Origin of the sequence: Rhodococcus sp. SJ-3, assembly GCF_051918125.1 — a bacterium.
Classification (GTDB): domain Bacteria; phylum Actinomycetota; class Actinomycetes; order Mycobacteriales; family Mycobacteriaceae; genus Rhodococcus.
The window spans coordinates 123505-145049 of sequence record NZ_CM123306.1 but is presented as its reverse complement, the minus strand read 5'-3'; the positions used below and the strand labels follow the sequence as shown (position 1 = coordinate 145049).

16 protein-coding genes and 1 pseudogene are annotated in these 21545 nt (G+C 67.9%); 11 read left to right on the top strand and 6 right to left on the bottom strand.

Going from position 1 to position 21545, the window contains the following annotated elements:
* Positions 1-31: 31 nt before the first annotated feature.
* From nirB to ACTDXD_RS00645, 4 genes are all read left to right on the top strand, one after another.
* On the top strand, positions 32-2566 hold the full coding sequence (gene nirB / locus ACTDXD_RS00660; RefSeq protein ID WP_440125309.1) for a nitrite reductase large subunit NirB: 2535 nt from the start codon (positions 32-34) through the stop codon (positions 2564-2566).
* A gap of 88 nt (positions 2567-2654) precedes the next feature.
* Positions 2655-3092, top strand: coding sequence for a nitrite reductase small subunit NirD (gene nirD, locus ACTDXD_RS00655; RefSeq protein ID WP_440125308.1), 438 nt, complete (start codon positions 2655-2657; stop codon positions 3090-3092).
* Positions 3089-4222 (top strand): uroporphyrinogen-III synthase, encoded by a 1134-nt coding sequence (locus ACTDXD_RS00650; RefSeq protein ID WP_440125307.1) that lies wholly within the window; start codon positions 3089-3091, stop codon positions 4220-4222. The genes nirD and ACTDXD_RS00650 overlap by 4 nt, the downstream gene beginning before the upstream one ends.
* Complete coding sequence (locus ACTDXD_RS00645) at positions 4219-4938, top strand: sirohydrochlorin chelatase (protein WP_440125306.1); 720 nt, start codon at positions 4219-4221, stop codon at positions 4936-4938. The genes ACTDXD_RS00650 and ACTDXD_RS00645 overlap by 4 nt, the downstream gene beginning before the upstream one ends.
* A gap of 5 nt (positions 4939-4943) precedes the next feature.
* Here ACTDXD_RS00645 and ACTDXD_RS00640 read toward each other — a convergent pair whose 3' ends face one another.
* The 3 genes from ACTDXD_RS00640 to ACTDXD_RS00630 are packed head-to-tail and all read right to left on the bottom strand — an operon-like array spanning position 4944 to position 7754.
* Complete coding sequence (locus ACTDXD_RS00640) at positions 4944-6686, bottom strand: NTP transferase domain-containing protein (protein WP_440125305.1); 1743 nt, start codon at positions 6684-6686, stop codon at positions 4944-4946.
* Between the two features lie 43 nt (positions 6687-6729).
* Positions 6730-7023 (bottom strand): MGMT family protein, encoded by a 294-nt coding sequence (locus tag ACTDXD_RS00635; RefSeq protein ID WP_440125304.1) that lies wholly within the window; start codon positions 7021-7023, stop codon positions 6730-6732.
* Between the two features lie 2 nt (positions 7024-7025).
* Positions 7026-7754, bottom strand: coding sequence for an alpha/beta hydrolase (locus ACTDXD_RS00630; RefSeq protein WP_440127482.1), 729 nt, complete (start codon positions 7752-7754; stop codon positions 7026-7028).
* A gap of 145 nt (positions 7755-7899) precedes the next feature.
* On the opposite strand from ACTDXD_RS00630, the gene ACTDXD_RS00625 reads away from it, so the two are divergent.
* Genes ACTDXD_RS00625 through ACTDXD_RS00615 form a run of 3 tightly spaced genes read left to right on the top strand, consistent with a single transcriptional unit; the run spans position 7900 to position 15289 of the window.
* Positions 7900-11253: an ATP-dependent helicase gene (locus ACTDXD_RS00625; RefSeq protein ID WP_440125303.1), complete on the top strand. Its 3354-nt coding sequence runs from the start codon at positions 7900-7902 to the stop codon at positions 11251-11253.
* A complete protein-coding gene (locus ACTDXD_RS00620; RefSeq protein WP_440125302.1) occupies positions 11250-14600 on the top strand; it encodes an ATP-dependent helicase in 3351 nt (1116 codons plus the stop codon). Before ACTDXD_RS00625 ends, ACTDXD_RS00620 begins: the two co-directional genes overlap by 4 nt.
* Positions 14601-14605: 5 nt before the next feature.
* The gene (locus tag ACTDXD_RS00615; RefSeq protein ID WP_440125301.1) at positions 14606-15289 is read left to right on the top strand and encodes an alpha/beta fold hydrolase; all 684 of its coding nucleotides are present in this window, start codon (positions 14606-14608) and stop codon (positions 15287-15289) included.
* Positions 15290-15296: 7 nt separating this feature from the next.
* Here the strand turns inward: ACTDXD_RS00615 and ACTDXD_RS00610 are convergent, their stop codons facing one another.
* Positions 15297-15686, bottom strand: coding sequence for a DoxX family protein (locus ACTDXD_RS00610; RefSeq protein WP_440125300.1), 390 nt, complete (start codon positions 15684-15686; stop codon positions 15297-15299).
* 34 nt (positions 15687-15720) lie between these two features.
* Between ACTDXD_RS00610 and ACTDXD_RS00605 the strand changes: the two are divergent.
* Positions 15721-16456, top strand: a pseudogene (locus tag ACTDXD_RS00605) (potassium channel family protein); the annotation flags it as partial.
* A gap of 10 nt (positions 16457-16466) precedes the next feature.
* Entirely contained in the window at positions 16467-17366 is a 900-nt protein-coding gene (gene nudC / locus ACTDXD_RS00600) for an NAD(+) diphosphatase (protein ID WP_440125299.1), read from the top strand.
* Here the strand turns inward: nudC and ACTDXD_RS00595 are convergent.
* Entirely contained in the window at positions 17356-17976 is a 621-nt protein-coding gene (locus ACTDXD_RS00595) for a TetR/AcrR family transcriptional regulator (protein ID WP_440125298.1), read from the bottom strand. The two genes, nudC and ACTDXD_RS00595, sit on opposite strands and share 11 nt — an antisense overlap.
* A 114-nt stretch (positions 17977-18090) precedes the next feature.
* Here ACTDXD_RS00595 and ACTDXD_RS00590 point away from each other — a divergent pair, with 114 nt between their 5' ends.
* A complete protein-coding gene (locus ACTDXD_RS00590; RefSeq protein ID WP_440125297.1) occupies positions 18091-18951 on the top strand; it encodes an SDR family NAD(P)-dependent oxidoreductase in 861 nt (286 codons plus the stop codon).
* A gap of 51 nt (positions 18952-19002) precedes the next feature.
* Here ACTDXD_RS00590 and ACTDXD_RS00585 read toward each other — a convergent pair whose 3' ends face one another.
* Entirely contained in the window at positions 19003-19272 is a 270-nt protein-coding gene (locus tag ACTDXD_RS00585; protein WP_440125296.1) for a mycoredoxin, read from the bottom strand.
* A 130-nt stretch (positions 19273-19402) separates the two neighbouring features.
* Between ACTDXD_RS00585 and ACTDXD_RS00580 the strand changes: the two genes are divergently transcribed.
* On the top strand, positions 19403-21538 hold the full coding sequence (locus ACTDXD_RS00580; protein WP_440125295.1) for an ATP-dependent DNA helicase UvrD2: 2136 nt from the start codon (positions 19403-19405) through the stop codon (positions 21536-21538).
* Positions 21539-21545: the final 7 nt, after the last annotated feature.

The following is a 21545-nucleotide window of genomic DNA, read 5'->3' as shown; positions in this document are numbered from 1 at the left end:
CACCACCTGCACGAAGAGAAAGTGAACAACCATGAGCCGCAAGAACGTACTCGTCGCCGGTCACGGTATGGTCGGCCACCGTTTCGTCGAAGCGCTGCGCGCCCGCGACGATCAGGATGCCTGGTCGATCACGGTTCTGTGCGAGGAAACAGAGCCTGCCTACGACCGCGTCGGTCTGTCGTCGTACGTCGGTTCGTGGGACCGCAAGGAACTTGCTCTTGCCGGCAACGACTACCGCGGTGACGATCTCGTCGATCTCCGGATCGGGACACGTGCCGCGTCGATCGACCGATCGGCGCGCACGGTCACCACCGGCGACGGACAAATCCTGCCCTACGACGCGCTCGTCCTCGCTACCGGTTCCTACGCGTTCGTTCCGCCTGTCCCCGGCCACGACCTGCCCGGATGTTTCGTCTACCGGACCCTCGACGACCTCGACGGGATCCGCGACGCCGCAGCACGGACCGTCGCCGACGCCGAGGCCACCGGGCGCAGTGCCGACGGGGTCGTGGTCGGAGGCGGCCTGCTCGGACTCGAAGCGGCGAACGCCCTGCGCGGTATGGGCCTGACCGCACACGTCGTCGAGTACAACGACCGGCTCATGCCCGCCCAGGTCGACGAAGGCGGCGGCAAGGTGCTCGACCGGCTCGTCACGGGCCTCGGTCTCGTCACACATACGGGAGTCGCCACCGAGAAGATCGAACCGACGAAAGCGGGACTGCGGGTGTCGCTGTCCGACGGCAGCACGATCGACGCAGGTCTGGTCGTGTTCTCGGCGGGAGTTCGGCCCCGTGACGATCTGGCGCGGGAGGCCGGACTCGACCTCGCAGGCCGAGGCGGTGTGCTCACCGATCTCGCGTGTCGCAGTACCAACGACGAGACCGTGTACGCGATCGGTGAGGTAGCCGCGGTCGACGGCGTCTGCTACGGACTCGTCGCGCCCGGGTACAGCACCGCCGAGGTCGTCGCCGATCGTTTGCTCGGCGGCGACGCCGAGTTTCCCGGTGCAGACATGTCGACCAAACTCAAGCTGCTCGGCGTCGACGTCGCGAGCTTCGGCGACGCGCACGCACGGACCCCCGGCGCGCTCGAGGTGGTGCTGTCGGACTCCGCAAAGGGCACTTATGCCAAGCTCGTCGTCTCGGACGATGCCAAGGTCCTTCTGGGTGGCATTCTGGTCGGTGACGCGTCAGCGTACGGATCGTTGCGACCCCTGGTGGGGCGTGAGCTGCCCGGTGACCCGGCGTCGCTGATCTCACCGGCCGGCGAGAAGCCGGGAGCGGGATCACTGCCCGATGATGCCGAAGTGTGCTCGTGCAACGGCGTCACCAAGGGTGCGATCTGCGGGGCGATCGCCGAGGGCGCATGCGATATCGCGCAGATCAAGGCGTGTACCAACGCAGGAACCACCTGCGGCGGGTGTCTTCCCACCGTCAAGCAGCTGCTCGCGTCGTCGGGTGTGGAGATGTCGAAGGCGCTGTGCGAGCACTTCGAGCAATCCCGCGCAGAGTTGTTCCAGATCGTGCAGGCCACGGGGATTCGCACGTTCTCGACGCTGATCGAGCGCCACGGCACCGGCCGTGGTTGCGACATCTGCAAGCCGGTTGTCGCCTCGATCCTCGCTTCGACGGACTCCGACCACATCCTGCATCGCAGCCAGGCGGGCCTGCAGGACACCAACGACCATTTCCTCGCGAACATCCAGAAGAACGGCACCTATTCGGTTGTGCCGCGGATGCCCGGCGGTGAATGCACGGCGGAGCAGCTCATCGTGATCGGCGAGGTGGCCCGCGACTTCGGGCTCTACGTGAAGATGACCGGTGGCCAGCGCGTCGATCTGTTCGGCGCCCGCGTCGAGCAATTGCCGCAGATCTGGAAGCGGCTGGTCGACGCGGGTATGGAGTCCGGTCAGGCGTACGGCAAGTCGTTGCGGACCGTCAAGAGCTGTGTCGGCTCGACCTGGTGTCGCTACGGTGTGCAGGACTCGGTGGGCATGGCCGTCGACCTCGAGAACCGTTACCGGGGATTGCGGTCTCCGCACAAGCTCAAGTTCGGTGTGTCCGGGTGCGCGCGCGAATGTGCCGAGGCCCGAGGAAAAGACGTGGGCATCATCGCCACGGAGGGCGGCTGGAACCTCTATGTCTGTGGCAACGGTGGCCAGTCGCCCAAGCACGCTCAGTTGCTCGCCGGTGGTCTCGATGACGAGACGCTCGTCAAGTACATCGACCGGTTCCTCATGTTCTACGTTCGGACCGCTGATCGGCTCCAGCGCACCGCGCCGTGGCTCGACGCACTCGACGGTGGGCTCGAACACCTCCAGGCTGTCGTCTGCGAGGACAGTCTCGGTATCGGTGAAGAACTCGAGGCGTCGATGGCCAAACACGTCGCCGGTTACAAGGACGAGTGGGCCGGCGTGCTCGACGATCCGGAGAAGCTGGCCCGATTCGTCTCGTTCGTCAATGCTCCCGACGAGGCCGATCCCACCGTGCAGTTCGACGAATCCGGTGCACGTAAGGTCCCTGTTCTGATGGGAATGCCTGCAATAAGGCCCGCGGATGCGGGGTAAGACGTGATTACCCGGCGGGAACCGCCGGGTAACGCGGTCGAAACACCGCAGGATCAGAATTTCGGGTAACAAGTCTCGAGGAGGACCCATGACCGTCATCGCGATGCCGACCGCGGAGATCACGACACGCGACAGTGTGCTGAACGGCCGGCTGGAATGGACGTCGGCCTGCCCGCTGAGCCACCTCATTCCCGGGCGGGGCGTGGCGGTGTTGCTGCGAGGGGGAGAGCAGGTGGCGTTGTTCCTGCTCGACGACGGCACGTTGCGTGCGGTCGGCAACATCGACCCGATCGGTCACGCCGCTGTGATGTCGAGAGGAATCGTCGGTGACCGTGCCGGTGAACCGACCGTAGCGTCGCCGTTGCTCAAGCAGGTCTACTCGCTCGACGACGGTCGCTGCCTCGACGACCCCACCGTGGGCCTTCCGGTCTACGAGGTTCGCGTGTGGGCAGGTGTCGTGCAGGTTCACAGCCCACTCCGCGGGCGCAGGAGCGCCGAAGCCGTGGACACCGGCGTCGTTTCGTGAGCTCCGAGAACACGCCGCTACGCGGGTTCACCATCGGAGTCACGGCGTCGCGGCGCGCGGACGAGTTCGCGACGCTGCTCACCAGGCGGGGCGCCGACGTCGTCCGTGCTCCCGCGATCCGGATAATCCCACTGTCCGACGATGCCGAACTCGAGCACGCCACGCGTGCCATCGTCACCGATCCGCCGGACGTGACGATCGCGACCACGGCGATCGGCTTCCGCGGATGGATGGGTGCGGCGGACGGGTGGGGCCTCGCGGACGAGTTGTCGCGGGCACTGAGCGCGAGCCGCATCCTCGCGCGGGGGCCGAAGGTCACGGGTGCGATTCGGGCTGCGGAACTGCGGGAGGAGTGGTCGCCCGAGTCCGAGTCCTCCAGCGAGGTTCTCGAGCATCTCCTTGCCGAAGGCGTCACGGGAAAACGGATTGCCGTGCAACTCCACGGGGAGCGGACCGAGTGGGAACCCGGAGATGACCTGTGCGACGTGTTGCGATCCGCAGGGGCCGACGTGGTACCGGTTCCCGTGTACCGCTGGACTCCACCCGAGGATTCGACGTTGCTCGACCGGATGATCGAGCAGATATGCGACCGCGCACTCGATGCCGTCACCTACACCAGCGCTCCGGCGGTCGCGTCGATGCTGATGAGGGCCAAGGCGATCGGAATGCTCGAACCGATGCTGCAGGGGCTGCGCGCCGGAGTGACCGCAGTGTGCGTCGGTCCGGTGACCGCCGCGCCGCTGCTCGAACTCGAGGTTCCTGTGACGATGCCGACGCGGGCGAGACTCGGATCTCTCGCTCGCCACATCGCGGAGGATCTGCCTCGGCGAGCGGTTCGGATCAACATCGGCGCGCACGTTCTCGGGCTGCAGGGCCGATGCGTCCTCGTCGACGACGAGGTGCGCTGCCTTGCCCCCGCAGGCATGGCGCTGATCCGTGCGCTGGCGGCCAAGCCGGGAAACGTGGTCTCCCGTGAGGAACTGCTGACCGTCCTGCCCGGCGGTGGCGGCGACACCCACGCCGTCGAGACCGCGGTGGCACGGCTGCGTTCGGCGCTCGGAGCGCCTGCGCTCGTGCAGACCGTCGTCAAACGTGGGTACCGGCTCGCGGTGGAATTGGAGGAACCATGAATTCGGCCGCTCCGGCATTGCTCCTCGTCGCCCACGGCACCCGGAATCCTCGGGGGGTCGAGATGATCGCTCGGCTCGCGGGCGAGGTGTCGCGGACTGCTGGGCCGACGCGCGTGGCGTTCGTCGATGTACTCGGACCGTCGCCCGCCGAGATTCTGCGGGACAGCGACCGCCCGACCGTGCTCGTGCCTGCGTTTCTTGCGTCGGGCTATCACGTGCACACCGACGTTCCCCGCGAGGTCGCCGACAGCGGTCACCGCGATGTCGTCGTGACGGATGCTCTCGGCCCGGATCCGGTACTGGCGAGGGTGCTGGTGTCGCGCTTGCGGGATGCCGGATGGTGTCCCGGCGACACGGTGGTGCTCGCGGCGGCAGGGTCGTCCGACCAGCGCGCAGTGTGTGACGTCAGGGCGGCAGCGCGGATGCTGGAAGTGCTGACCCGAAGCGCGGTCGGGATCGGTTACGTCGCGACCGGAAGTCCTCGGGTGGCCGAGGTCGTGGATGATCTGCGGGCGCAGGGGGCCCGCAGGGTGTTCATCGCCTCGTACCTGCTCGCCGAGGGGTTGTTCCACAGCCGGTTGTTCGAGTGCGGCGCCGACGGAGTCGCCGCACCGCTGGGGGTGACCGACTCGATCGTCGAGCTGGTCGCGCGGCGGTACCGGACGGCGTTCACCGCGGTGCTCCCGCCGGAGGCGGCAGTCGCGCGTACCCGCTGACGGTGTCATCGGGGTAGGAGCACGAGTTCCACCGCATCGCCGTCGGCGGCATTCGGCGGTACCAAGGCGATCGCGGAGCGCCCGATGAGGCCTGCCAGATGTGAGGTTCGAATCATGTTGTCGCATATCCATTTGCCGTCTGCGAGCTGTCGCGCGGGGAGGTAGCGGGTGACGTCTCCCGCAACGTCCGCGGCGTTCGCCAGTGGCGCGGTCAGTGGTATCGCCGCAGTGCGGACCGTGCGCCCGTCGATGATCGCGGGCAGCATCACCAACAGAGTTGCCAGTGCCGCAACGGGGTTGCCGGGAAGGCCCAGCACTGCTCGGCCGTCCGGAAGTACCGCGGCAACCTGAGATCCCCCGGGTTTGCACCGAACTCGTTCGACCACCACCGAGGCCCGCGCGCGATCGAGAGCACCGCGCAGCTGATCCGCCGCCCCGCGACCGGTTGCGCCGACGATCACGATCGCGTCCACCTCGGTGCTTGTGCGCAGCAGGACGTCGAATGCGTCGGCCGTGTCGCGGAGATGGACCTCGCCTGCGACCTCTGCTCCGCACCACGACACGAACTGGGGAAGAACCGGCCCGAGTGAATCACGGGTCTGCCCCTCGCGCAGCGGGCCGCTGCGACGGATCTCGTCGCCGGTGAGTGCGAGATGGACCCGCAGTGGGCCGCGCACGTCGATGTGTGACACTTCGCCACTCGCGGCTGTCGAGACGACCGCGGGCGCCACGGCCGATCCCGCTTCGGCCAGTACGTATCCGGGTTCCCACTCCTCACCGATACGGCGGAAGTCGTCACGGATCGGAGCGTCCGGGAGTCGTGTGACGACCCCGCCGTCGACGGTGACGTACTCGTCGCGTACCACGGACGTCGCGCCGCACGGGAGGTGCGCGCCCGTGGCGATGCGGGCGGCCTCCCCGGGGCTGAGCGCGAATTCGTCTGCTGCCCCCGCGTATCGAACCTCTGTCCGCAGCGTCCACGGGCTGTCCCCGCACACGGCGTATCCGTCCATCGCGGACGTCGCGGCAGGCGGGAGCGACGCTGCGGCAACCAGCGGGGAAGCAAGCGTTGATCCGACGGCCTCGTCGCGCGCGACACTGCGAACAGGCAGCGGAAGCTGAGCCTCCCTGAGACGCCGTCGTGCTTCGTCCGGGTCGGCATGGCTGCTCGTGGCCACTCGGGCGCGATGCAGATCGTCGGGTGTGTCGCAGTCCTCGGTTCCTGGCACGACGGCCGTGACGTAACGCTCTGGAAGCAGTGCCTTCATCGGCTGATCGGAGGGGTCGGCTCCGAGTGCCGACAGACGCGCGGCGAGCGCGTGCCCACGCCACGCGGCGAGCAGGAACTGCAGATTTCCGCCGTTGTCGACTGCAAACGCCGCGTCCGCGTCGGGTGCGGCCTCGAGCGCACCGACCAGGGCAGCGATCGACTCGGCGCTGACGAACGGAAGATCGGCCGCGAGGGTCACGACGATCTCTGCGGTGGGGCGCGCGGACGCCAACGCGGCGACGGGCCCGCCACCGGGCGGAGACTCCTGAACCTGGACGACAGCGGGGTCGAGGCCGTGGCGGTGGGGGCCCACGACCGTGATGCGGGCGGCACCGGCCACCGCGGCGAGTGCCGTGTCGAGCATCGATCGGCCCGCGACCACGAGCGCGGGCTTGTCGACGCCACCCATCCGGGTCGCTCGCCCTCCCGCGACGATGACGGCCTCGGACCCGGACGCAGATTCGGACAGCGTGGACATGCCCTCATGCTGCCCGAGACCGCGCGACGATGCGCGTGCGCCGTCAGAAAGTGTGACGCGCTCGGTGCATATCGACCCGGTCACCGGTGACGGGCGTGCCCTCGGCCGCGAGTCGGGGCAACTGACGATGGGCGAGGTGGGCGACGGGTTTGCCGGACGCCGGGACCACCCGGTGCCAGGACAGGTCGGAACTGTCGGTCCGCATGATCCACCCGACGGTGCGGGGGCTGGACAGCCCCGCCGCGTCGGCGATGTCGCCGTAAGTTGCCACGAACCCGGGGGGAATCGACGCGACCAGCGTGCGTACGTGCTCGATCTGAGTGTCTGTCGTCACCATACCTACAACACTTTCCTGACCAATTCGGCCGTACTCGCGGGCATCGCCTGGTCGATCATATGGTCGCAGTCGAGTTCGAGCATCGTCAGATGCGGTCCGAGACGCTCGGCCAGCGCTGCTCGGAACTCGTCCGAGGTATATGCGGGAAGAACCCTGCCCGCACGTGCAAGGACCGTGGGGACGTGGCTGGGCGGCAGCACGAACTCACGTGCGAGTTCGCCCCACGACGCCACCAATGCAGGCACGCAGTAACGCCAATTCACCCGGCCGGAATCGAGTGCGACCAGGTGTTCCGAGATCTCGGCATCGAGAAGCTCCGGGGCCACCTGGCCCCAGTCGCCGTGTACCTTCTCCGAACGAGCCTCGGCCGCATCCGTGTAATCGGGAAAGCGCACGGTGAGATCTGCGATCTCGAGTAGTCGGTCGGGCGGCAGCGCGATCGCAGGATCGAGTAGAACGAGCGCTCGGACGCGGTCGGGTTCGGCGGCGGCGAGGTGGAGTGCCAGTGCGCCACCGAACGAATGTCCGACCACCGTGACGGGCTCGCCGGTGTGCGTGTCGAGAACACCCAGCAGATCGTGGACGTGGGATTCGAAATTCCACGGCGGCTCCCACGGCGACCGGCCGTGGCCCCGCAGATCCGGCGCGATCACGCGGAGATCCGGAAGATGCCGCTCGGCCAGGTTCTGCCAGCGTCTGCCGTGACCGGTCAGGCCGTGCAGGGCCAGCATCGGAGGGCCGTCGGAAGGGCCGAACAGATGTGTGTGGAGGGGCGATGCGGAGGCGCTCACCTCGTTCACTATGGCATCCCGGGTACGGCCACGGGCGACCGAGGCGGTGCGCCGCCCTGTCGGACCTGTCTGCTGGGATGTCGATATGACCGACGCCGATCTCCGTACCGGACTGCGGGGCGCACCCGAGCGCCCGCGCCGCCCGGCCGCGCGGCTCGTCCGGCGGCCGGAGGACACGTCCACGGCCCGGCAGTGGCCGCAGGATGTCCAACAGGTCTTCGCCGACGCTCCGCCGGCTTCGCAATGGCGGCCATGGCAGGTCCTCGGTGGTCCGGGCACGGGGAAGACGTCCCTGCTCGTGGATCTTGCGGTGCATCGCATCGCGTCGGGGGCCCAACCCGACTCGGTGCTCGTGCTCACCCACTCTCGGCGTGCCGCCACCGCGGTGCGAGAGGCGATCACCGCGGGACTGCTCAGTGCCGGTGCGGCGACCGACCCACGTGCCACTCGCGAGCCGCTCGTCCGCACGGTCCACTCCTATGCGTTCGCTGTGCTGCGCTTGCAGGCTTCCGCCCACGGGAATCCTCCCCCGCGGTTGATCACGGGTGCCGAGCAGGACGCCGTTCTGCGTGAGCTGTTGCGCGGCGACATCGACGACGGCGCGACGATGTGGCCGGAGCGTCTCCGGCCCGCACTCGGCATGACCGGTTTCGCCGTGGAACTGCGAGATCTGATGTTGCGGGCCAACGAGCGCGGTCTGGGCCCCGAAGACCTCGTCGAGCTCGGTGAACGCCGTGAACGCCCCGAATGGGTGGCGGCCGGGTTGTTCGCGCAGCGGTACGAGCAGGTGATGCTCTTGCGCGGAGCCGTAGGGCTCGAAGCTCCTGAAGCCACGGCTCCGGCACTCGACGCCGCAGAACTCGTTGGCGCGGCGCTGGCGGCGTTCGCGACCGATCCCGAGTTGCTTGCGGGGGAGCGCAGTCGCATCCGGCATCTCCTCGTCGACGACGCCCAGCACCTCGATCCACAGGCCGCGCACCTCGTGCGAGTCGTCGGCGCAGGTACACGTACGAGCACGATCGCCGGAGACCCGGATCAGAGCGTGTTCACCTTCCGCGGAGCCGACCCGGAGTTCCTCACCGGGCTTGCCGAGCACGATCCGCAGCGACGCATCATCCTGGACACCGATTTCCGTGAAGCAGCGGAAATCGCGTCCGTCACGGGCGCGATAGCCGGACGCCTTCCCGGCCTTCCGCCGCACCGCGGGGCCTCGGTACCCGGGGCTGCCGTCTCCGGCGAGAGTGTGCAGCTGCCCGATCCGACCGGCACATCGGGTCAGGTGCGCGTGGCGGTGATGTCGTCCCAGGCCAAGGAAGCTGCCGTCGTCGCCGATGCCCTGCGACGTGCCCATCTGATCGACGGGGTGCCGTGGTCGAAGATGGCCGTGATCGTCCGATCCGTTCCGCGCGTGCTCGCGCCACTTCGCCGCGCACTTCTCGCAGCCGGTGTGCCGATGACCACTGCTGCATCCGAACTGCCGCTTGCCAGGCAGCACAGCGTCGCGGGGATGCTGCTGGTGTTGCGGGCGGTCTCCGAGCGCCGCTTCGGTCCCGAGGAAGCGCTCGCGTTGCTGTCGGGCCCGGTCGGTGGCGCCGAGCCGGTCGCGCTGCGTCGGCTCCGGCGCGGATTGCGTCGGGCCGAACTCGCATCCGAGGGCGACCGGGACTCCGCCGAGCTCCTCCGGACCCTGCTCGTCGAAGATTCCGCCGAATCCGACCGTCTGATGCGGGGCCTGACCGACGTGGAGGCCGCTCCGCTGAAACGGGTGCTGTCGGTGGTGGCCGAGGCGCGATCGGCGTTGCTGCGCGGCGGTGGTCTGGAGGACGTGTTGTGGGCGGCGTGGCAGGCGACAGGCCTCGAACGGCGCTGGGTAGCGGCGTCCGCGCGCGGCGGTCCGGTGGGTGCGCAGGCCGACCGCGACCTCGACGCCGTGGTGGCGCTGTTCGACGCGGCGGCCGACTACGTAGACCGGCTCCCGCGCGCCCAGATCTCCGGATTCGTCGACTACCTCACCGAACAGGAGATCCCGGGCACGGTGCGCAGCCGTGCCGCAGCAGAATCCGAGGCCGTCACCATCTCGAGCGCGCACTCTGCGGCGGGACGGGAGTGGGACGTCGTCGTGGTCGCCGGCGTGCAGGAAGGGTTGTGGCCGAGCCTGCGCGCGCGTGGCACCTTGCTCGGTATCGAAGCGCTCATCGACGCGGTGTCCGGCGCCGACGGAGGCGACGGCAGCAGCACCCGGCTCTCGCGTACAGCGCCTCTCCTCGCCGACGAGCGGCGGTTGTTCCTCGTCGCCTGCAGTCGTGCCCGCACGCGCCTTGTCGTCACCGCGGTCGACTCGGTCGGCGGCGACACCGAACTCGTACGGTCGAGGTTCGTCGACGAACTCCTCGGGTCCGACGACCAGAGCGTCTCCGACGAGCCGCGCGTGCCCGACGAAGTGCGCACGCGAGTGCTCGCGTTGCCCACGCTCGTCGCGGAATTGCGTTCCGTCGTGTGCGATCCGGTGCTCGCCCAGCACGAACCCGACCGCGTGCATCGTGCCGCCGTTCAACTCGCCCGGCTCGCTCGCGCAGGCGTGCAAGGGGCTCACCCCGAAAAGTGGTATGGCACAGCAGATCCGAGTACCGCCTTGTCGCTGTGGGAACCGGATGATGCGGTACGCCTGTCGCCCTCCACCGTCGAACAGCTCGTCACGTGCCCGCTGCGCTGGATGTTCGAGCGACACGGCGGATCCGACGGCGAGAATTCGCACGCGGTCACGGGCACTCTCGTGCACACCCTCGTCCAGGCGCTCGCGGGACGAATCCCTCCGGAACGGATCGATCAGGCGCTCGAGAACGCCTGGAGTTCCGTCGACCTCGGTTCCGACTGGTATGCGCGTCGCGAACTCGAACGAACGCGCAGAATGCTCGACACCTTCTCGACCTGGCTGCAGGGAACCCGCAGCGAACTCGAGGAAGTAGGCGTCGAGGTCACCGTCGACGGCGTGATCGAACCTCGTGAGGCGGGCGCGCCTCGCGTCCGGCTTCGTGGGCGCATCGACCGGCTCGAACGCGACCCCGAGGGCCGCCCCGTGGTGGTCGACGTCAAGACTGCGAAGAATCCCGTGTCGAAGGACGCCGCGCGCGACCACGCGCAGTTGGCGACCTATCAGGTGGCAGTCGCCGAGGGTGCCGTCGAGGGCGAGCCGGCCGCGACGCCGGGCGGGGCGCGATTGGTCTTCGTGGCCAAGCCTCACAACAAGGAAGGGGCTACTCAGCGGGTTCAGCCACCCCTCGACGAGGAAGGACTCGAGCACTGGCGCGGCGTGATCCACGAAGCGGCGGCCGCGACCCGCGGGCCGCAATTCCTGGCGCAGGTCAACGACGGGTGCCGGCATTGTCCGGTCCAATCGAGTTGTCCCGCCCACGATGAAGGCAGGCAGGTGACCGGATGAGCCCGGCCCGGGTGAGCGCGGAGCAACTTGCCGAGGCACTCGGCCAACCACCGCCGACCATCGAACAGACCGCTGTCATCGAGGCGTCGATGGGCCCGGCCCTCGTCGTGGCCGGCGCGGGGGCAGGCAAGACGGAAACCATGGCGGCGCGTGTTGTATGGCTCGTCGCGAACGGCTTCGTGGAGCCCGAACAGGTCCTCGGTCTGACCTTCACACGCAAGGCCGCGCAACAGCTGACCACCAGGATCCGTCGGCGGCTCGCGAAACTGGCCGGGTCACCGCTGGTCCGCGACCTCGACCCCACGGGCGGTCTTCGCAATCGGATCCTGGGCAGCGAACCAGAGGTCGGGACGTACCACGCATACGCGGGGCGCCTGCTGGGAGAGCACGGTCTGTTGCTGCCGATCGAGCCGTCGGCGGCGTTGCTCTCGGAAACCGAGCTGTGGCAGATCGCGCACCGGGTGGTCAGCGCCTGGGACGGCGAGCTCGACACCGATCGGAACCCCGCGTCGGTCACCGAAACCGTCCTCGCGCTGTCCGGGCAGCTCGCCGAGCACCTCGTCGATCCCGAACAGCTGGCCGAAGCGCATACCGAACTCGGCAAGCTGATCCACACCTTGCCGGGCGGGCCGGGACAAAGAGGTGGGCCGTCGAAGACGCTCCTCGGTTACCTCGAGACACAGGACGCCCGCGTGCAACTGCTCCCGCTGGTGCAGCGGCTCGCCGAAACCCTGCGCCGTGAAGGTGCGCTCGACTTCGGTAGTCAGATGTCGCTCGCGGCACGTGTTGCCCGGGATCATCCGGAAGTCGGGACAGGCGAACGCGAGCGATTCCGCGTGGTCCTGCTCGACGAGTATCAGGACACCGGACACGCTCAGCGGATCCTGCTGTCGGCGCTCTTCGGTGGTGGCCAGGACGGTGGTCTCGCCGTCACCGCAGTGGGGGATCCGATGCAGTCGATCTACGGGTGGCGTGGGGCGTCTGCCGCGAATCTTCCGCGCTTCGCGACCGATTTCGCACTCCCCGACGGCGAACCCGCACCGAAGCTGGAACTCCTGACCAGCTGGCGCAATCCGCCGGAGGCGCTCGAACTCGCCAACGTGTCGTCCGAGCCGCTGCGCGACCGCGGTGTCGCCGTGAGCAGATTGAGGCCACGTCCCGATGCGGTGCCCGGCGACGTGCGGATCGCGATGCACCCCGACGTCGACGCCGAGCGCAGGTGGGTGGCCGACCGGATCGAAGCCGAGTACGCGGCCGCGCGCGCCGAGAATGTTCCGCCGCCCACGGCAGCCGTACTGGTGCGCCGCAACGCCGACGCAGCACCGATAGCCGAGACGCTCCGTGCTCGCGGTTTGCCCGTCGAGGTGGTCGGCCTCGGTGGTCTTCTGCACACACCCGAAGTCGCCGACGTGCTTGCGATGCTGCGTCTGGCCGCAGACCCGATGGCAGGCAGTGCCGCCGTGCGGGTCCTGACCGGCGCGCGATGGCAGCTGGGCGCCGCGGATCTACGTGCTCTGTGGCGCAGAGCGCAGGAACTGGCGATCACCGGCCGGTATGGCGTCACCGGTGCCGTCACCGATCCAGACGCCCTCGATGACGCTCTCGACTCGGCATTGCCCGGCGAGTACGCCGACCAGGCCGGGCTGGCGGATGCGATCTCCGACCCAGGGCGGCCGGAACAGTATTCGAAATTCGGATTCGCGCGGATCACGGCGCTTGCCCGCGAACTCGCCTCGCTGCGCGAACGACTGGGGCAACCGCTGACCGAGCTCGTGGCCGAGGTCGAACGCGTCCTCGGGATCGGTATCGAGGCGCAGGCCCGGGTCGGCAGCCGCAGTGGAGTGGCAGGTCGCGAACACCTGGACGCCTTCGCCGACGTCGTTGCGTCCTTTGCCGGTCGCGGCCATGCGACATTGCCCGGTCTGCTCGCCTACCTGTCGGCAGCCGAGGAGATCGAACAGGGACTCACCCCGGGGGAGGTCGAGGTCGATCCCGAGCGGGTGCAGATCCTCACAGTGCATTCGGCCAAGGGTCTCGAATGGCAGGTAGTGGCCGTTCCACACGTGAGTACCGGAATCTTCCCGTCGACTACCGGACTGTCGACGTGGCTCGGCGCGCTCGCCGAACTCCCGCCCGGGCTCCGCGGCGACCGTGCTCAACCGGGTGACGAACCGGGTGGGAGCACCGACGGTGTACCCGTGCTCGATCTCGACGACGTGTCCGACCGCAAGATGGTCGAGAATGCGATCGTTGCCCACAAGGACGCACTCAAACGGCGCAAGCATGATGAGGACAGGAGACTGTTCTATGTTGCGCTGACCCGGACGGAGCGGGCGCTGTACGTGTCCGGACACCACTGGGCCGATACCGGGTCGGAGCCCAAGGGCCCGTCGGAGTTCCTCACAGAGCTGCATGCGCTGCTGACCGAACGCCCGGAACTCGGCGTCATCGATCAGTGGGAACCCGCACCCGAGCCGGGCACCGTCAATCCGATGACCGAGACGCCGCGCAGCGCTGTGTGGCCACGCGACCCCCTCGGATCGAGGCGCGCCGACGTCGAACGCGGTGCCGCGCTGGTCCTCGACGCAGTCGCCGCCGGCGAACCCGAGTCGCTCGACCAGCCCGACGACGACCCCGACGAGTGGGCGGCAGACGTCGATGCGCTGCTTGCGGAACGCGACCAGCGCGCTGAACGCGGCGCCGAAGTGGTGATGCCCGCGCAGCTGTCGGTCAGCCAGCTCGTGGATCTTGCCGCGGATCCGGACGCTCTCGCGGCACGCCTGCGCCGGCCCCTGCCGTTTCGGCCCAACCCGCTCGCGCGGCGGGGAACAGCGTTCCACGCTTGGCTCGAACGTCGCTTCGGTGCAACCCGGCTGCTCGACCTCGACGAACTGCCCGGCGCCGACGACGAAGGCGGCGACGAATCCGACTTCGACAGGTTGCAGGAAGCGTTCCTGCGGTCGCCATGGGCCGCCCGGAATCCGATCGAGGTCGAGGTGCCTTTCGAAACCTCTTTGGCGGGCACTGTGATCCGCGGCCGGATCGATGCGGTCTTCGAGGATCCGGACGGCGGATGGACGGTCATCGACTGGAAGACCGGCGCCGAACCGGACGCCGACAAGCTCGCCTCGGTGGGGATGCAGCTTGCTGCCTATCGGCTGGCCTGGGCGAGATTGATGGCGGCGAGGACCGCGCGTATCACCGGGCGCCCCGCCGACCTCCCTCTCGACAAGGTCCGTGCGGCATTCCACTATGTGAGGACGGGCCGGACGGTGGCGCCCGGCGATCTGCCCGGCTCAGACTTCCTCGAACGGCTCGTGCGGTCTGCCGGCGCCGAGAACAGGTGAGGGTGATGTCGACGTTCGTATTGTTGCCGGGCGCGGGCTCCGACTCGTGGTACTGGCATCGGGTGGTGCCGTTGCTCGCGCAGCGCGGACACACGGCGATGCCGGTCGACCTTCCGTACGGCGACGATCAGGCCGATCAGCGCACCTATGCTGACATCGTGGTCGCCGCGATCAGAGATGCCGAGCGACCGCTGATCGTCGTGGGACAGTCGATGTCGGCGTTCACCGCAGTCCTCGTCGCCGAGCGTGTTCCCCTCGACGAACTGGTCCTGGTGGCGCCGATGATCCCGGCACCCGGCGAGTCGCCCGGACTGTGGTGGGGCAACGTCGGGCACGAGGAGGCCAAGCGCACCCAGGACGTCCTCGACGGACGCGATCCCGCCACGGCACCCGACCCTCTGGAATTGTTTTTCCATGATGTGCCCGTGGAGCTGCGCGACCAAGCGTTCGCGCGTGAGGAGAGTCGGTTGTCGGACAACGCTTTCGAACCGCAGTGGGAGGCGGAGGGTTGGCCCGACGTGCCGGTGAGAGTGATCGCCGGGCGCCACGACCGGCTCTTTCCGCTTCCGTTCCTCACAAGGTTGGCCAACGAGAGGCTCGGCGTCGAACCGGAGACTGTCGACAGCGGACATCTGCCTGCACTCGTGTGTCCGTCGGAGCTCACCGAACTCCTGCTGGCGCGCCGTTAGGAGGAGGTCACCACCGGGCGGTACGCCGGACCTTCAACGCTTCGGTGACAAGGGGGATCTGCAGGGGAAGACGGGCCACGGCCACGGCCTTCGCTGCGGGGGAGACGCGCTTGCTGCGAAGCCAGCTCATCGCCATCTGCACGTTCGCGGGGAACACTGCGACGAACAACGCCGCGGCGAGGGTGCCACCGAGCCGGCGGGTGCGGGGGACCGCCAGCGTCGTCGCGACGGCCAGCTCGGCGACACCCGATGCGTAGGTGTAGTGACGAGCCTCGCCCGGCAACTGTTTCGGCACGATGCCGTCGAACGGCGCGGGCAGGACGAAGTGCATGACACCGGCGCCGGTGAGGAGCGCGGCAAGCCGCAGCGCGGGGCCGCGGGAACGTTGCGTGGACATGCACGCCACACTAGTGCCCGGCGCGTAGGCTGCCGTTCTGGCCGGTACGACACACCGGGCCGGCCGATGCTCCCCGACAGGCATTCGAGATTCAGTGATGGAGGCTCCGCGTGCGTAATCACACCGTCGTGATCGGCTACGGCACCAAGGGGCATACTGCCGTCGACGCGATGCTCGGCGACGGGGTCCCCCCGTCCGAGATCGTGGTGGTGGACACCGACCCGCGCGTGCTCGAAGCCGCCGAGCGGCAGGGTCTCGTCACGGTGCAGGGCTCGGCAACCAAGTCCGACGTGCTGCGACTCGCGGGTGTCCAGCACGCCGCCGCGGTCATCGTCGCAGCGAACCGCGACGACACCGCGGTCCTGGTGACTCTCAGCGCGCGCGAGATCGCGCCGAAGGCGAAGATCGTCGCAGCGATCCGCGAATCGGAGAACACCCACCTGATGCGACAGTCGGGTGCTGATTCGGTGGTGATCTCGTCGGAGACCGCGGGCCGGCTTCTCGGGATCGCCACGACCACACCGAACGTCGTCGAGATGATCGAAGATCTGCTGACGCCCGAGGCGGGTTTCGCGATCGCCGAACGTGATGTGGACGAGAGTGAAGTAGGGGGTTCGCCCCGTCATCTCAAGGACATCGTTCTCGCGGTGGTGCGCGACGGCCGCATGTGGAGGATCGGTTCTCCGGAAGTCGATGCGATCGAGCCCGGCGACAAGCTTCTGTATATCCGGCTGGTATCCGGTTCGGCTTCCGGCGCTATGCGTGGTTAGTGTTCACGGTGTGAGGGCTTTCGCATTGGGTGAGACACCGCTGTTGTCGCGCACCGTGGTCGAGCGTGCCGAGGAACTGCGATCCGACGTCGACGCGCTTCGTGCCGGATGGGCGACAGCGAAGCTCTTGCGGATCGATCGCCGTGGACAGGCCCCTGTGGACGGATCGGTTCTCGTGCTCGCCGATGCGATCGAACTGGGACACGAACCGGTTGCGGGCGCGGTCTTCCTCGGGATTCGCGACGGTGCGCACGTGTGGGCGGTCCGGGTCCTCGCGCAGACCGGTACGGTCGCCGACCTTCGCCGGGTCGGCGAAGATCTCGGTGATTCCGATGCCGATCTGATGGTCAGCGCAGTGGCGCTGCTGAACTGGCACGACCAGGCCGCGTTCAGCGCTGTCGACGGTTCCCCCAGTGAGCCCACGGTCGCCGGCTGGTCCCGGATCAGCACGGTCACCGGGCACGAGGAATTCCCCCGGACCGATCCGGCCATCATCTGTCTCGTCCACGACGGCGATGGCCGGGTCCTGCTTGCCCGCCAGCCGTCGTGGCCTGAGCGTCGTTTCTCCGTGCTTGCGGGTTTCGTCGAGGCAGGGGAGTCACTCGAAGCCTGCGTCGTTCGTGAGATCCGCGAAGAGGTCGGCGTCGACGTTCGTGACGTGCAGTATCTCGGTAGTCAGCCGTGGCCGTTCCCGCGCTCGCTGATGCTCGGTTTCTCCGCCGTGGCGGATCCGGAGCAGCGGGTCGAGTTTCTGGACGGTGAAATTGCGGAGGCGCGGTGGTTCACGCGCGAGGAGGTGCGCGCTGCGCTCGCTGCAGGAGACTGGGCGTCTTCCGAAGAGGCTCCGTTGTTGCTGCCCGGCTCGATCTCGATCGCGCGCGGCCTGATCTCCGGATGGGTCAACGGCTGATCACCGAACCGGTTCGTCGCATTCCGTCCAGCGCGATCTCGACGGTCCGGTCGGCGTAGTCGGGGGTCAGCGGACCGGTCCGGAACAGCCATCGCTGGGTCAGCGGCGAGAAGATCGCGTCGAGCGCGGCGTCGAGGTCGAGGTCGTCCGGAAGCTGACCGGCTTCCTGCGCCGACCGGAGCCGCTGCTTCTTGAGTTCTCGCGTCGGTGCCTCGAATCGCTTCAGGTACTCCTTCGCGAGTGCGTCGTCGGTCAGGACTGCGACGGTCAGCGCGCGGAGGGGCTTTTCGAAGGTGGGGTCGTGTAGTTCCTCGATCGTCGCGCGCATCACCGTTCGCAGGTCCGCGGTGAGATCGCCGGTGTCGGGCAGACCCGGCGAATCCTCATGTCCCTCAACGGTGTGCTTGCGCAGGAATGCGTCGAGCAGCACCGACCCCTTGGATGACCACCACCGGTAGATCGTTTGCTTTCCGACTCCCGCGCGTGCGGCGATCGCTTCGATGGACAGGCGGGCGTAGCCGACTTCGGCGACGAGTTCGACGGCCGCATCGAGGATGGCGGTGTGTGAGGCGGCGTTGCGTCGTGAGCGGTTCGGTTCGAGGGAAGGCATAGCGTGATCATACGTTTGACGAGACGAGACGGACCGTCTTGACGCGAATGCGGGAAGGAGCTACGGTGTGAATCACAACGAGACGGACCGTCTCGTCTTGACTGGAGGGCGCAGATGACACGATTCGATTCAGGGGAGCGCGTGTGGTTCGTCACCGGAGCGAGCCGCGGGCTCGGCCGGGCATTCGTCGACGAAGCGCTCGCCGCAGGGGATCGTGTGGTCGCGGTTTCTCGCGGGATCGGGACCGTTGCCGATCTCGACGACGACAGGGTGCTCCGGCTTCCCACGGACGTCACAGACCGCGCCGCGGTCTTCGAGGCGGTCGATGCCGGGGTCGCACATTTCGGTCGCATCGACATCGCGATCAACAATGCCGGAACGATGTGGTCCGGATTCGTCGAGGAATTCGACGAAGCGCAGGTGCGCGCGCAGATGGAGACCAACTTCTTCGGAGCGCTGTGGGTCGGTCAGGCGGTCGCGGGTGTCATGAGGCGTCAGCGGGGCGGTCACCTCGTGCAGATCTCGAGCATCGGCGGCGTCGTGACCGGACCGACCTCGGGAATCTACAGCGCCAGCAAGTTCGCACTCGAAGGTGCGAGTGAGGCACTTGCGGCGGAACTCGCGGGCTTCGGCGTCGATGTCACCATCGTCGAACCCGGCGGATACTGGACCGATCTCTACACGGGTATGGGGTTCACCGAACCGTGCGCCGACTACGCGCAGCTCCGCGCCGACATCACCGAACAGTTCGCCGATACCGCCATCGACAGTGAACCGGCGCTCGCGGCAAAGGCGATCAGTGCACTCGTGGACAGTGATGAGCCGCCTTTGCGTCTCATTCTCGGTAGCGCGGTGCTCGACGCTGCCATCGATGCAGCGCAACGGCGCATCGATACCTGGTCGGCATGGGAGGCGGTGAGCCGGGCTGCGGAGTCGGCCGTTCCGGCTCCCGGTGAACGACTGCCGACCGAATGAGCCGGGCGGTGCAGGTCCTCGCTCGGCGCTGCCCGCTCGACTCTGCGGGCGTTACAGACCCAGTGCCCGCTTGACGGCGGACAGCGGCGGATTCGTCGCGGTGGTGCCGTCCGCGTACTTCACCGTCGGGACGACGTGATTGCCGTCGTTGACACTTCCGACGAACTCGGCGGCCGCGGGATCGGACTCGATATCGATCTCGGCGTAAGCGATACCGTTCTCGTCGAGTTGCTTCTTCAGTCGCTTGCAGTAGCCGCACCACGTGGTGGAGTAGATGGTCAGCGGAGGCGTGTCGGTCGATGTCCTATCGAGGGTCGTCATGACGGCGACAACGTCGTATGAGCACCGATCTGTTCCGGATTCTGCGAAATGTGTTCCCCGACACAGGCGGCGCTCACGGTGATGACGCCGGTGGGTCGCGATGTCGGTCGGCACTGCCATGATGGGGGCCATGCGTGTGGAAGCGGCGGTGGACGGTCTCGACCCGGAACAGGCAGCAGCAGTCCTCGCACCCCGAGGTCCGGTGTGCGTTCTCGCAGGCGCGGGTACCGGCAAGACGCGCACCATCACACGCCGGATCGCCCACCTCGTCTCCGACGGCCATGTTTCGGCCGGGCAGGTCCTCGCTGTGACCTTCACGGCGCGCGCCGCGGGCGAGATGCGTTCGCGCCTCCGGGAGCTCGGTGTCGGCGGGGCGGGCCCTCAGGTACAGGCGCGCACCTTCCACGCCGCCGCCCTTCGGCAACTGCGTTACTTCTGGCCGCAGGTCGTCGGCGACATCCCATGGCACCTCCTCGACCGCAAGTTCGCGGTGGTGTCGCAGGCAGCGCACCGCGCTGGTTTTGCGACCGACACCGACACGGTCCGCGACCTCCTGTCCGAGATCGAATGGGCGAAAGGGTCACTCCACGCGCCTGAGGACTACCCCGCGGCCGCAGCCCGGGCACGCCGTGAGCCACCCGCCGACGCCGAGCGGGTCGCGAAGGTCTACGCAGGATACGAATCGCTCAAGAACCGGGGCGAAGACGGCATCTATCTCGACTTCGACGATCTGTTGCTACAGACTGCCGGCGCTCTCGAAGGAAACACGACGGTGGCGGAGGAGTTTCGCGACCGGTATCGCTGCTTCGTCGTCGACGAATACCAGGACGTCACTCCGTTGCAGCAGCGCGTGCTCGATGCATGGCTCGGCGACCGGGACGATCTGACGGTGGTCGGCGACGCCAACCAGACGATCTATTCGTTCACGGGAGCGTCGCCCAAGTATCTGCTCGACTTCTCCCGGCGCTTCCCCGAGGCCACCATGGTCCGGCTCGAGCGCGACTATCGATCCACTCCGCAAGTCGTGGACCTTGCGAATCGGGTGATCGGTCAAGCTCGGGGCCGGATCGCCGGGACCAGGCTCCAGCTGATCGGACAGCGTCCCGCGGGGCCCGAACCGGTCTTCGCCGAGTACGACGACGAGCCCGCCGAAGCGAAAGCTGTCGCGAAGGCCATCGCCAGGCTGCTGCGTGAGGGTGTGCCGGCATCCGAGATCGCCGTCCTGTATCGGATCAACGCTCAGTCCGAGGCCTACGAGCAGGCATTCACAGAGACCGGCATTCCCTATCAGGTTCGCGGAGGCGAAGGGTTCTTCCAGCGTGCCGAGGTGCGCCAGGCCGTGAACGCCCTGCGCCAGACCGCGGCTCGCGACGATCTGCCCGAGGACGCGGATCGCGGAACCAACCTCGTGAATCTGGTCCGGGCTACCCTCGTTCCGCTCGGGCTGACAGACTCCGAACCCTCCGGTACCCAGGCGCGCGAGAGGTGGGCCTCGCTCACCGCTCTCGCCCAGCTCACCGAGGAACTCCTCGAACACGAGCCGGACCTCACTCTCGCGAGCCTGCTGCGCGATCTTGCGGCACGGGCCGAAGCAAGGCAGCCACCGACCGTACAGGGCGTGACCCTCGCGTCGTTGCATGCGGCGAAGGGGCTCGAGTGGGATGCCGTGTTCCTCGTCGGGCTCACCGACGGCATGTTGCCGATCACGCACGTCACCGGCGACAAGGACACCGCACCCGACGACGCCGGACTCGAGGAGGAACGTCGGCTGCTGTATGTGGGTGTGACGCGCGCGCGTGTGCATCTGCAGCTCTCGTGGGCGTTGTCGCGTACCGAGGGTGGGCGGAAGACCCGGCGCCGATCACGATTCCTGCTGGGGTTGATCCCCGACAGTTCGCCGGCATCGAAGATCATCGAACCGGCACCGTCGAAAAGGAAGCGGCCGCAATGCCGGGTCTGTGGCAAGCCGTTGATGACGTCGACGTCCACGAAACTCGGCCGGTGCGAAGGGTGCCCATCGAACCTCGACGAGGACTTGCTGGTGGCATTGAAGGACTGGCGACGCGACCGGTCCAAGGAACTCTCGGTTCCTGCTTATGTGGTGTTCACCGACAACACGTTGGTCGCGATCGCAGAACAACAACCCGCCGACAATCGGGCGCTCGTCGCCATCCCGGGGATCGGCGCGAGGAAACTCGAACAGTTCGGGGCCGACGTACTCGCACTCGTGCGCGGTGAGCGGGCAGGCGACACCCTCGATCTGTAGGACTCGA

Coding starts and splice junctions, on each gene's coding strand:
- nirB (WP_440125309.1), top strand. CDS start 32: ATGAGCCGCAAGAACGTACTCGTCGCCGGTCACGGTATGGTCGGCCAC.
- nirD (WP_440125308.1), top strand. CDS start 2,655: ATGACCGTCATCGCGATGCCGACCGCGGAGATCACGACACGCGACAGT.
- ACTDXD_RS00645 (WP_440125306.1), top strand. CDS start 4,219: ATGAATTCGGCCGCTCCGGCATTGCTCCTCGTCGCCCACGGCACCCGG.
- ACTDXD_RS00640 (WP_440125305.1), bottom strand. CDS start 6,686: ATGTCCACGCTGTCCGAATCTGCGTCCGGGTCCGAGGCCGTCATCGTC.
- ACTDXD_RS00635 (WP_440125304.1), bottom strand. CDS start 7,023: ATGGTGACGACAGACACTCAGATCGAGCACGTACGCACGCTGGTCGCG.
- ACTDXD_RS00630 (WP_440127482.1), bottom strand. CDS start 7,754: ATGCTGGCCCTGCACGGCCTGACCGGTCACGGCAGACGCTGGCAGAAC.
- ACTDXD_RS00625 (WP_440125303.1), top strand. CDS start 7,900: ATGACCGACGCCGATCTCCGTACCGGACTGCGGGGCGCACCCGAGCGC.
- ACTDXD_RS00620 (WP_440125302.1), top strand. CDS start 11,250: ATGAGCCCGGCCCGGGTGAGCGCGGAGCAACTTGCCGAGGCACTCGGC.
- ACTDXD_RS00615 (WP_440125301.1), top strand. CDS start 14,606: ATGTCGACGTTCGTATTGTTGCCGGGCGCGGGCTCCGACTCGTGGTAC.
- ACTDXD_RS00610 (WP_440125300.1), bottom strand. CDS start 15,686: ATGTCCACGCAACGTTCCCGCGGCCCCGCGCTGCGGCTTGCCGCGCTC.
- ACTDXD_RS00595 (WP_440125298.1), bottom strand. CDS start 17,976: ATGCCTTCCCTCGAACCGAACCGCTCACGACGCAACGCCGCCTCACAC.
- ACTDXD_RS00590 (WP_440125297.1), top strand. CDS start 18,091: ATGACACGATTCGATTCAGGGGAGCGCGTGTGGTTCGTCACCGGAGCG.
- ACTDXD_RS00585 (WP_440125296.1), bottom strand. CDS start 19,272: ATGACGACCCTCGATAGGACATCGACCGACACGCCTCCGCTGACCATC.
- ACTDXD_RS00580 (WP_440125295.1), top strand. CDS start 19,403: ATGCGTGTGGAAGCGGCGGTGGACGGTCTCGACCCGGAACAGGCAGCA.